This window comes from Cardiobacterium hominis (assembly GCF_900637305.1).
GTDB classification, from domain to species: domain Bacteria; phylum Pseudomonadota; class Gammaproteobacteria; order Cardiobacteriales; family Cardiobacteriaceae; genus Cardiobacterium; species Cardiobacterium hominis.
Genome location: NZ_LR134365.1, coordinates 2,388,386 through 2,400,331, shown reverse-complemented (window position 1 = coordinate 2,400,331; position 11,946 = coordinate 2,388,386). Strand labels below are relative to the sequence as shown.

The following is an 11,946-nucleotide window of genomic DNA, read 5'->3' as shown; positions in this document are numbered from 1 at the left end:
GGGATAAACAAACTTCGCATGACAATATACGTTTAGAGGACTACTTCATTTTGAATAATGCCGTCGCTACGCGATTTTTCACACCCTCTCCCCGGGTTCCCTTGAAAAAGGCATTCGCCTTTTTCAAGGGGAGCCCTGACCCTCCCCCGCTCCGCGGGGGAGGGGGATCCAAATTGCCAACAGCCCCCTAGCGCATCCGCGCTTAAAACAACGTTCCCTGCGCGACGACCGCCCGCACCGGCGCATAACTGCGGCGGTGTTCCGGCGTCGCGCCGAGGCGGGCGAGGGCGGCAAGGTGCGCCTGGGTGCCGTAGCCCTTGTGCGTGGCGAAACCGTAGCCGGGATAGCGCGCCTCCAGCGCCAGCATTTCGCGGTCGCGCGTGACCTTGGCGATGATGGAAGCGGCGGCAATGCAGGCCTCGCTGGCATCTCCACCGACAATGGCGCGGGCGGGAATGGCAAGCGTCGGGGTGAATTTGCCGTCAATTAGCGCCTGCGACGGTGGCGGATTGAGCGCAGCGAGGGCGCGTTGCATGGCAAGCAGCGTCGCGTGGTGAATATTGAGCGTGTCGATTTCGGCAGGCGTTGCCGCAGCGGCGCTCCAGGCGACGGCCTGCGCGGTGATGGCGGCGTAGAGCGCTTCGCGTTGGCGGGCGCTTAACTTCTTGCTATCGGTGAGGTCGGGCAGCTCGTAACTTGCAGGCAGGATGACGGCGGCGGCGATGACGTTGCCAACCAGCGCGCCGCGTCCGGCTTCGTCCACCCCGGCAATCATGCCGATGCTCCGGGGTGGCTGGTCATGTCGCGCCAGTTGGTGGCGAGGATGAGCAGCGCGGCGGCGATGATGATGCCGTAGGAGATGGCACCGTCGCCCAGTTCGTAGGCGGCGCGGCCACCGGGGTAGGCGGTGCGCGCGGTGTTGGCGATGGTGTGGCAGAGGATGAGAATGGCAACGGCACGCCCAGCGCGGTTGTACAGCCAGACGTAAATGACGCGCACGGCGACGGTGCCCGCCAGCCCCCAGAGGATAAGCGCGGGCGACTGGCCGATTTGGATCATCGAGCGCAGATGCCACAGCGCCCACGGGATGCCGATGATGAGCGCGGTGGCGAGCGGGTTGTAGCGCTGTTGCAGAGCATCGGTGGCGTAGGCGGTGTAACCGAGTTCTTCGACGATGGCGGCGAAGTAGAAGACGGCGACGGCCAGCAGCAGCGCGGGCGCAGGAGCGGCGGGCAGCGGTACCGGCAACCCGACGGCGCGCATCGCCAGCCAGGTGAGCAGGTAGAGTGCCGGAAAGAGGAGGATGGCGAAGGCGAGCCAGCGCCGCGTGGTGATGCGATGGTAGTCATGGGCGCGCGCCAGCAGCTGTCGCACGGCCACGCCGCCGCCTTCGCGGTAACGCAGGATGAGGGCGGCGATAGTCGGGGTGAGCGCCGCGCCGATGTCGGTCAGCGGCAGATTGTCGGGCAGGCCGCCGCGCGGGATGCTGCCGGCGATGAGCCAGAACGGCGTGCTCATCAGGTACACCAGCAGGAAGTATTGCCAGGGGTGGGCGGGTTTGGTGGTCATGGGCGATCTCCGTGGTTGGGGTGGATGGGTAGTGTGCGGGCGGTTACGGCGTAGTCCGCACCTCATTCAGGCAGAACTGCGCGATGATGGCTTCTGCCGCGCGCGCCGAGACGTTGGCGGGCAACTGCGCGGCGACTGCGGCAAGTGCTGCGCGTTGTGCGGCAGCGGCGGGGGCGTTCGCGAGCAGCGGCGTGAGTTCGGCGGCAAGGCGCGGCGGGTTGCATTCTTCCTGCATGCACTCCGGCACGATGTCCGCGCCGGCGAGCAGGTTCGGCAGGGAGAAGCGGTTGATTTTCAAAAGACGCAGCGCGCGCGCGATGGCGGCGCTCACTGGATGAACGCGGTAGGCGACCACCATCGGCCGTGCCAGTAGCGCCGCTTCCAGGGTGATGGTGCCGCTGGCGAGCAGCAGCGCGTCGCTGGCAGACATCAGCGCGGCGCTGTCGGCATCCAGCTGGTGCAGGTCGGGCAGGCGGGCGAGCAGCGAGGCGCTTGCCGCGTCCGGCGGGTGGCGTAGCGAGAGGACGGCATGCAGTGCGGGGTTGTCCGCTTTCAGTCGCTCGTAAGTTTGCAGGAAAACGGGCAACAGCCGCCGGATTTCACCACGACGCGAACCGGGGAAAATGCCGAGAATGGGCGCGTCCTGCGGCAGAGCGAGCGCGGCGCGGGCATCGCTTGCGGCGACCGGTTGCAGGCGGTCGCGCAGCGGGTGGCCGACGCAGACCGCGGGCACGCCGTGTTTGTCATACACCGCCGTTTCAAACGGAAAGAGGCAGAGCATGAGGTCAATGCAGCGGCGAATTTTGTGGATGCGCTTTTCTTTCCATGCCCACAGCGACGGGCTGACGTAATGCACCGTATTCACGCCGCGCGCGTGCAGGGCGCGGGCGATGCGCAGGTTGAAATCGGGGGCGTCGATGCCGATGAACACGTCCGGCAGGTCGTCCGCCCAATGGGCAAGCAGCGATTTCTGCGCGGCGAGGATGTCCGGCAGGTGGCGCAACACCTCGACCAGCCCCATCACCGCGAGGCGGTTCATGTCGATGAGCGAAGTAAGCCCCGCCGCCTGCATCGCCGCGCCACCGACGCCGCTGAAGCGCGCATCGGGCAGGCGTTCGCGCAGGGCAGCGAGGAGCGGTGCGCCGAGGAGGTCGCCGGAGGTTTCGCCCGCGAGCAGGGCGATGTGCAGGGGTTTTGCGGTCATGGTTTTTTGGCGTCTATTGAATATTTAGCTAGGGGCGAAAAATGCAATTACACCGAAGGCTAAACAGGCTCTTATTCCGGCTTCTTCGCCAGCATGGTGACGAATTTGAGGCGGATGGGATTGCCTTGCGCGTCTGTGGCGTGCATGTTGCCTGGCGCTTCTTCGTAGGTGATGAATTCCCAGCCGGCGTAGCAGTCGCGCAGTTCGCCTTCGCGGAAGGTATGCGAGAACGGCATCTGGCAGGGGTAGTCGGCAGTATTCATCGCCGCGACGATGAGGTTGTAGCCGCCGGGGTTGGTGTGTGCCTGCATGTCGGCGAGGATGGCGGGGACGCGCTCGGGGTCCAGGAACATGAAGACGACGGTGGCGACGATGTAGTCGTAATCTTCGTCAAGAGCGGCAGTGTTGATGTCGTAGGTCTCGGCGCGCACGGTGAGGTTTTCCTGCGCGGCGAGGCGGGCGACGCCTTCCGCGGCGCCGGGGTTGTAGTCGCTGGCGGTGACTTCATGTCCGGCAAGCGCCAGGTAGAGCGCGTTGCGCCCCTGCCCGCAACCGAGATCCAGCGCTTTACCGGGCGGCACGGTTTCGTTTGCGGCGACGACTGCCGAATGGGTGCGGGTCATGCCGTATTTTTTGTGGAAGTAGTCGGCGGGTTCGCAGTGAAATTCGAGCTGCATTTGCGTGTCGTCGTCGAGCATTTCCACGCGGTGCCATTGCTGCGGGTAGATCGTCCAGACGCCGCTTTCCGGGGTGAGGATGTGTTCAGCGGTGGTTGCGCCGTCTTCGGTGAGTTCGCGGAATTTGAGCCTGCCCGCCAGCACGCGTAGCTTGCCCCAGGTGCCTGCCTGGGTGTTGTGCTGGTTGGTGACGGCGGCGGGGATGGTGTTTTTGTCCCAGACAGGCATGGTTTTGTAGGGAATGAGTGTGGTCATCGGAGTCTCCGGCGGGTTGAAAAGGGATAGTGGGTCAAGGGAGAACAGTCTATATCACTAAACTACCAGAATATCGGCCATTACGGCACGTCCTCAAACAAGGCTTTATCAACGGCTTCCAGCAATGCCGTGGTTTGCTGATAAATTCCCGGCCGTTTGCTTTCGCGCGGCCCGGCGACGTTCAGCGTTTTAATGTGGTGCGCGCGTAGCCAGGCGAGGACGCTGGCTGCCATTTCGTCCGTCGCCTCATCATCGACCTGCGCGACGTAATGCGGCTTGCCCGCCTTTTCCGCGAAGATTTTGGTGGCGAGCGTGCCGCCGTCTAGCTCGCCCATATTCACAATCAAGGTGCCGTCGCTGTCTTCGACGTTGCGACGGGTGCGCTGGCGGTAGCCTCCTGCGGGTAACTCCGTCAGCTGGTATTTCAGCGGAATGCAGCCGTCCTCCGCTTCGCGCCCCTGCGGCGCCCAGCCACCATGCAAATAGTGGCTATATGGTCGAGCAGCAAAATCCAGCGCCGCCCGGTCCGCCCCGGTCTGCCCGCCGGAAATGATGCGTTCGCAGAAGAGTAGCGGTTGGCGGCTGGCAGGGTACGGCAGCGCTTGTAAAGAACCATCAGCGAGCACCTCGCGCCGTTCGTCAAGGCTGCTATTCGGGTCTTCTGCCGGTTTTTCGTAAACCACGCGGTAGGCGTCGCCGACTTCTGCTTTCAGCTCGCGCGCCAGTTGCAGCCCACGCGCGTGGAAGGCGATCCAGTCCCAGTGGTCATTGTCGCTATGGATCATGTAAAGCGGCATCCGCGCAAAGGAAATAGCCCAAATGGCGAACTTGCACCACAGCGCTTCGCTCATCGGGTAGTAATCTTCCCAACCGCCACTCTCGCAGAGCATCCCGCCGACGCCACCCTGATCAGGGCGCTCAACCAGCCACAAAAACGGCGCATTGCCGTAATCCACCATCACGGTAAGCACGGGCACAAACGCGGAGGTTCCCGTTTCGCTCATCTTTCTTCTCCTTGTCATCTATCGAAATTGTACGCATAATATCATCAAAATGATTAACTAACGTAGCGAATGACAAACGAACCACAGCCCCTATCCTTAGAAACGCTGAACCAGGCGCAGCGCGAACGCCTCGCCTATATTGATTTCCGTCTCTACTTCTTCGGCGAGATTGGCCGCCCTGATTTGATGACGCGCTTTGGCGTCGCCCCGGCGGGCGCAACCCGCGATTTGGCGCTTTATCGCGAATTCGCACCGCAAAACCTCAGCTTCGACAGTAGCGGCAAAATCTATCGCATCGGCGACGCCTTCCAGCCGCTGTTCACGCACGCGCCGCAGCGCGTCTTGAGCGCATTGGCACAAGGCTTTGGCGACGGCCTGGGCGCGCCCAGCGCACCGCTTTTGCCCTGCGAATCACCTGCGGTTTTAAGCCAACCGCCGCTGCACGTACTGGCGCCGGTCTGCCGCGCCATTTATGGCAAACGCCTGCTTGTCATCCGCTACTATTCAATGACGAGCGGCAAAACGCAGCGCGTCATCGTCCCCTTCGCGCTGGTCGATACCGGCTTGCGCTGGCATGTGCGCGCCTACGACCGCAAACGCAACGGCTTCCGCGACTTCGTCATCAGCCGCATCGAAGCGCCGAAGCTGCTTGATGAAGCGCCGCAAGCGCATGAATTGGCAGAAAACGATATCCAATGGACGCGCATCGTTGAGCTGACCCTCGTGCCACATCCACGCCTGACGCGTCCGGAAATCGTCCGCATGGACTACGGCATGACGGGCGACGCCCTGCAACTGCGCAGCCGCGCCGCCGTTGCCGGTTACATGCTGCAACGTTGGGGCGTAGACTGCTCGCCTGACCACCGCCTCACCGACGAGCCCTACCGCCTCTGGCTTGCCGACCCGCTAACGCTTTACGGCGTGGAAAGCGCCGCCCTCGCGCCGGGATACCAGCCGCAGCAGGCATAAACCCATTTATACTGCGTACTATCTTCGGCAGCGCGCCTTGTCTGAAACTTTCGGTGTATCGCTATAAAGCGCAAAGCCGTAACTTAAGGAATACCCCCCCCTATGCACCAACCCACCCCACAACAAAGCCAATACCTTGCCTGGCTGCTGACCCGTCAGGCACGACGCGGCAGTATCGAATCCCTGGCAGGGCCTTTGCTGGACGCGCAAGTTGACCTCAACCCGCATCAAGTCGAAGCCGCCCTCTTTGCCTGCAAAAACCCGCTTGAGCGCGGCGTCATCCTTGCCGACGAAGTGGGGCTGGGCAAAACCATCGAAGCCGGCCTCGTCATCCTGCAACACCGGGCAGAGCGCAAACGCCGCATTCTTATCATCACCCCTGCCAACCTGCGCAAACAGTGGCATTAGGAAATACAAGAAAAATTCGGCCTGGATAGCATCATCCTCGAAAAGAAAAACTACATCGTCCTGCGCAAAGCCGGCGAAGACCCGTTTGACCAGGAGCGCCCCATCATCTGTTCCTACCAGTTCGCCAAAACCAAAGCGGCCGATATCAAACGCATCCCCTGGGAACTTGTCGTGTTCGACGAAGTGCACCGCCTGCGCAACGTCTATAAAAAAGGCAACATCATCGCCCGCACCCTCAAAAACGCCATGGCGCACGTGCAAAGCAAAGTGCTGCTCACCGCGACACCGCTACAAAACAGCCTGCTCAAACTCTACGGCCTAGTCAGCATCATTGATGGGCGCGTCTTCGGCGACCTCGACAGCTTCCGCGCCCAATTCACCGGCCGCGCCAACTTCGATGCCCTGCGCAAACGCCTCGCGCCCGTCTGCAAACGCACCCTGCGCCAGCAAGTGCAGCCCTACGTCTCCTACACCGCGCGCCGCGCCATCGTGCAAGAATTCACTCCGAGCGACGAAGAACGCGAACTCTCGCGCCTCGTTGCCGACTACCTGCGCCGCCCCGACCTGAAAGCATTGCCGGAAGGACAGCGGCAACTCATCTCGCTCGTTCTGTGGAAACTGCTCGCCTCATCCAGCCGTGCCATTACCGGGGCATTGGCAACCATGGCAGAGCGTCTGCAAAACCTGCTGAATAGCGGCAACAGCGAAGCACTCGCGCAAAGCCTCGACGAAGACTACGAAGGCCTTGCCGACACCGCCGACGAATGGGAGGGCGACGAAGACGAAAGCGCGCTTGCCAGCAGCGAACGCGCCACCATTGCCGCCAAAATCGCCGAACTTCGGCCGGTGAAAAAACCATCACCCATCGAAAGATAAACGCACTGAGCACGAACAAAGGATATATTGTTGGTCGATACTACAAACGGTTTTTGCGTTCAAATTCATCAAGTCGTCGATAACGAGGATCGTTAACAAGATTGGCATCGGTGCTTCTTATTTCATCCAAACATGCTCTTAGATAATCTGCCAAACCATAAAATCCAGTTATTTCTTCAGGTATTATCAAATTTAGAAGCTCAAGTACCAAGTTAGGATATTGCTTACACAAGCCTGATCTAGATAACTCTAACAAACCGCTACGGCACTTATGCGGTTGCAACCAGTCTTTAATAAGATCAAAAGTGTCAGGAAATATCTCTGGTTCAATCAGAATCATCCTAAACAATATGGCTGAAATTTCTGGTGTTGCAAGTTCACGTTTTTTAGGCCAAACCTTCTGCCAAAAGGGAATTATATGTTCCTCCCAGTATGCCTTACGTTGCACCTCTGCGATACTATCAAATGCCTGAAGCAATGTTCTTGCACATTCTTCCAATCTTTCTTTAGGTAAATGTGCCATAGCTTGGCTGAAGTCATCTAATTTATATCCATCCATATGGTCAAGCGCCATATGTGTAAGAAAAATAGCATATTGTTTTGGATGTTCTATTAATTCCGCACAATGCTTTGCCGTTTCCAAAAATTGTGGCTTTATTTCCTGCCACAGAGGAATATAAGGGCGGGGAGAAAAAAGAAATCCTGTCCATGCAGCCCGTGCTTCTTCAGAATTAGACCAATCAAGCAAAAGTAGTAAATGCGCTTTTGTCCAAGATGGATCTAACCTAAAAAGAAAAACCAATTGAGTACTAAGAATTACGCGACCCGCTTGTAAGTTTACTTTATTGGTATTGCAAATATCTGTAAACATAGGCTTAATCTCAGGCAAAATACCTTCATTATCTTCAGGATGATGACTGGATTGAATATTTATTAAAGCTTCTGTAATAAGTCCAACAGGATGATTGATGGCCTTATCGAAAGAATATTGTGTTATAAAATCTTCAGTTTCTATTGTGGAGGATAATCCCAATATTCTACAGCAAAGGATCAATAAGATATCCTTATTTTCTTTGTATATTTTTGATGATTTTTCAAGCCACCAAGCGACACTATGCAACAGCTCTTTTAAAACATCATCAGGAATAGAGATAATTACGGGTGCAACATTTTCCCATGAATTTATGATCAAGTTATCTTCGCTCCAAACATATAATGCATCCCGCCATCGCGCTATGGGCCATTCATTATTTTCAGCTAGAGTACAAAGCGCACTAAAAGCATGAGAAAAATTGAGACGACAAACCTCTTTCCAATTATCTTTATAAAACAATTGGCTATCTGCATGAGACTGTCTTAGCCAACAAACAAGTTCATCTTGTGTTTGTGGCGCTTCTTCAATATATAGATTCTCTTCAAAATCAGGGTCGCCAGTACCAGTAGTCCAAATAGAAAATTCATCACGCTCGTTGTTGGCTAGTTTCCATTCTGGATGATTATCAGATAAGGCATTAAGCTGCTGTATAGCATCTGCCCCAAGCGCCAGTCCTGAAGATTGTAATTTAGCCAAATGCAACCATACATTACGTTCTTTAATTTCTTTCCATTCAGATTCATCCAAATCTTCAGGATACATTTTCCTAGGCGGTCCTGCCAAAATTGTATTCTCTAATTTTTTTTGCATATCATCTGTTAATGACATTCCTCTTTCTACCAAAAGGCGAAATTTTTCTCGCTGCACGCCTATATGCCACAACCACCAGGCATTATCCTGTAAGAGCCAGTCTACCCATTGCTGAGATGATATTTCCTCATTTTTACTTGCTGCAAAAAAAGCTAGTCGTTTAAAAGTGGGGTAAGGAATGTTAAACCAAGATTGCGCTATCCATGCTGCCTGTTCAATATTACCAATATTAATTTCCTGCCAAGTATCACGTAATAATTCAATTAGAAGTGTCCAGCCATGTGAGTCACTATTTTGTCGATGTGGAGAGATAGATTGCATATGTATAAAGGATTTATATTTAAAATCATCTGCATCATCTAACTCTCTCATCAAATCGAGAGCTTCAAGTAAAAGTTGTTGCAATTCACTAATTAATTTAGGCAAGCAATTTTTCCAAACATCATCAGAAAAATATGAGCAATATAGTGCCTGGTGTTCTATCGCAAGCCCCCAATCCCAATTAAGGTATTGCCATATATCTTCAATATTATTTTGAGGTTCCATATCCCGTTCATAAAGAAAAAAAGAATCTCTTATTAATAATCTTGGTGTAAGCAGCTCCCGCAACTCCATGCGCAACATAGCAGTTAGCCCATCTTGCTTTACACGTTCTTTCCAGCGAAATAAATCATAATCATCAAATGATAAGCCAACTCTTTTACTTAAGTAAAAAGACCATAACGTACGCATTATAGGTCTTGGGATGGCTTTAGGTGACCGTTGGCGAATATCATCTAGCTCATCATTTTTATTTTCTTTATTCAATTCGGCTAGTTTGTTTAACCTATTTTCTATTAACTCTCTCCAAGATTCATGCAATTCTCCACCTTGTTTTGCAATCCAAAGAATCAATCTGGGATCATCTAAATAATGATCCGTTAGCCAACGAGCTATATGGTCAATCACCTTGTCCCATTTACTATTATTAGCTTTCCAAGATACTAGAAATATTGGTTGTGAATTAAGCTGCGATGTTGGACGATGAACAAGGTTGAACTTTAAGGGTAATTCTTTATCTTTAGTGCAGGAAGGAAATCCGAAATAAATTAGAATCCTGGAGCATAAATCTTTGTTTGAAAATACCTCAAATAACCAATCTAATGGTGGAGCGGGGTTAAGTTCAGCAAAACGTTTGGCGGATAATCCGGAAGGATCTGATAATGCCCATAAAACTCTACCAACGAAATCATCTTGTTGTGTGCTTCTTGAAGGATGTGTTAACGCATGTGTAGCAACAATATACTCCTTCCCTAAAATACCATTATAATAAATTTCTGCCCATTTATGTAATGTATCATGTAATAATAAATGGTCATTTCCTTCTGTTCGATAAAGAATGGGGGTTACACCCTTTGCTTTCCATTCACCTGTTATTTGTGTTTCTTGTCCTGGATTATGGCTTACAAACGCCCAAGTTTGAGGAGTATTTTCTCCTAGTGTACGCTCAGCAGCCATGGCATCTACCATATAACGCAACACTGGATCATTAATACTATACCCAACAAAACATACATCGTAATTATGCAGCAAATCACTAACAAATCGAGCTGCCCAGCGCTCAATAAGATAAGCAAGCCCAAAATCACCGCTTGAGATAATCAGTTGATTTAATAAATTATCTTTTAAACCTCCCGATCCGTCAGGTAGTAATCCATGCAAATAAACCACACCATCCCAGCGGCTTTTTTTCGGCACTGGCAAATTTGGCGCAGCATAGGTCTGAAATTGCTGATTGGTGAAGCTTGCAGCAATATGAAACAAGCGATCAAAGTTTGTAGTCACTAATCGTAATTTCCTTTCTTTATCTCGTGCCAATTTTAATAATGATATATGTGTATTAATCGCACCTTCTCTATCCAAATTGGGTTTAAGGGTCTCTACAAGCGCTTGGCGAACTTTTATACGGCCTCCTGGCAGGCGTCGCTCCAGCAATTCCAATACAATATCGTATTGACCTCGTTTAAAAGCGTCCTCTTCAATATCTAACCGGCCAGTACCGCAAAAATTATAAATATTTTCTACTAATCCTTTAAATCCTGGCAAACCTGCAGGGTATGAAATACCTGCACCACAGAAAAAGACTAATCTTCCTTCTTCATGTGCTTGTAAGAGTTCATCTGGAATATTCGGTCCGTTAGTAATAAATTGCATATATACTCCTAAATTTAATGGATTTACAATAAGTGTAGCCAACTAAAGAAATAACAAGAATTAAGAAGAGCCACTTAATATATTTTTTCAGCCATCCCTCCAAATAGCATCCATTGATGAATATTAGTAATAGTTACTAACTATCTTGTCCATCTCTAAATTGGATTACAAGTCTAATTTACGCAATGCACTGAAAGGCCACGACGAAGGTCTAGCTGCTCACTTATACGCGTACGCTGGTGGAACAGGGTATCAGCCACGGTCTGCGCCGCCTTATGGCAGACGAAGCGGAGTTAAAAGCGGTGGATTGGCTACATATCGTCGCGCATGAGAGGATTACATCGTGCGGGAGCTGGTGGATTACGACGACATCGACTATTTCACTCAGTCCGCACTGCTCTACGCGCTGGCGGGGCAGATGGTGCAACACCTGCGCAGTTATTTGACGGAAGACGAGGCGCTCAACGTGCTGCAAGGGCAGGCAAAACGCATCGCCAAGGATATTCACGCACAGATGATGGCGCATTTCTTTGCCAAGGTGGCGGGCTTTGAGGTGCGGGTCAGCCGTGGCTTTACCGCGCTCAAGCCCTGCAGTTTCACCGCAGAGGCGGGCAAGACGCACCACTACCACGAGACGGTCGCAGAGGCCAGCCGCATCAAGTCGATGCTGTTTACGGGTTTTCAAAAATGCCTCTATCCGCTACAGAAATTCGACAGCGATACCGAGCGGCGTTTCGCCGTCATTCTGGAGCGCGACGCGCAAAAATGGTTTCGCCCGGTCAAGGGGCAGTTTCAAATCTATTACCAGCTTGGTGCGGTGCAGGCGGAATACATCCTCGATTTTGTCGCGGAAACGGACGACGTCATTTTGATGGTTGAGACGAAAAAGCGGGACGAGCTGAAAAGCGACGAGGTGCAGGCGAAAGCGACCGCTGCCGCGCGCTGGTGCCAACAGGCGAGCGACTACGCCGCCAGTGTTGGCGGCAAGCCGTGGCACTATTTGCTGCTACGGAAGCGCTGCGTTTGCGTGATTTTTTGCGCTTTGTACAGCGGGGTTGAGGGGCGACGATATTTGGTCAATTCGGCAGGAAATCGGGATTTTCTGCC

The 11,946-nt window shown here is 53.4% G+C and carries 7 protein-coding genes and 2 pseudogenes; 3 read left to right on the top strand and 6 right to left on the bottom strand.

The features are described from left to right. Positions 1-202 precede the first annotated feature (202 nt). From rnhB to EL199_RS11530, 5 genes are all read right to left on the bottom strand, one after another. Positions 203-775: a ribonuclease HII gene (gene rnhB / locus EL199_RS11550; protein ID WP_004143189.1), complete on the bottom strand. Its 573-nt coding sequence runs from the start codon at positions 773-775 to the stop codon at positions 203-205. Beyond that, positions 772-1,569 carry a CPBP family intramembrane glutamic endopeptidase gene (locus tag EL199_RS11545; protein WP_004143191.1) on the bottom strand — a complete coding sequence of 266 codons (798 nt, stop codon included), beginning with the start codon at positions 1,567-1,569 and terminating at the stop codon, positions 772-774. The genes rnhB and EL199_RS11545 overlap by 4 nt, the downstream gene beginning before the upstream one ends. A 43-nt stretch (positions 1,570-1,612) precedes the next feature. Then, the gene (lpxB, locus tag EL199_RS11540; RefSeq protein WP_004143193.1) at positions 1,613-2,773 is read right to left on the bottom strand and encodes a lipid-A-disaccharide synthase; all 1,161 of its coding nucleotides are present in this window, start codon (positions 2,771-2,773) and stop codon (positions 1,613-1,615) included. A gap of 71 nt (positions 2,774-2,844) precedes the next feature. After that, positions 2,845-3,705 carry an SAM-dependent methyltransferase TehB gene (gene tehB, locus EL199_RS11535; protein ID WP_004143195.1) on the bottom strand — a complete coding sequence of 287 codons (861 nt, stop codon included), beginning with the start codon at positions 3,703-3,705 and terminating at the stop codon, positions 2,845-2,847. 80 nt (positions 3,706-3,785) lie between these two features. Continuing rightward, positions 3,786-4,709 (bottom strand): putative molybdenum carrier protein, encoded by a 924-nt coding sequence (locus EL199_RS11530; protein WP_004143197.1) that lies wholly within the window; start codon positions 4,707-4,709, stop codon positions 3,786-3,788. Positions 4,710-4,778: 69 nt separating this feature from the next. Here EL199_RS11530 and EL199_RS11525 point away from each other — a divergent pair, with 69 nt between their 5' ends. After that, complete coding sequence (locus tag EL199_RS11525; protein WP_004143198.1) at positions 4,779-5,678, top strand: helix-turn-helix transcriptional regulator; 900 nt, start codon at positions 4,779-4,781, stop codon at positions 5,676-5,678. Positions 5,679-5,780: 102 nt separating this feature from the next. Then, positions 5,781-6,938: pseudogene (locus EL199_RS11520) on the top strand (DEAD/DEAH box helicase); the annotation flags it as partial. A gap of 64 nt (positions 6,939-7,002) precedes the next feature. Here EL199_RS11520 and dsr1 read toward each other — a convergent pair. Beyond that, positions 7,003-10,839, bottom strand: a complete 3,837-nt coding sequence (gene dsr1, locus EL199_RS11515; RefSeq protein ID WP_126316091.1) for an anti-phage defense-associated sirtuin Dsr1 — start codon at positions 10,837-10,839, stop codon at positions 7,003-7,005. Positions 10,840-11,170: 331 nt separating this feature from the next. Between dsr1 and EL199_RS13690 the strand changes: the two are divergent. Next, positions 11,171-11,898: pseudogene (locus EL199_RS13690) on the top strand (type III restriction endonuclease subunit R); the annotation flags it as partial. Between the last annotated feature and the right edge of the window lie 48 nt (positions 11,899-11,946).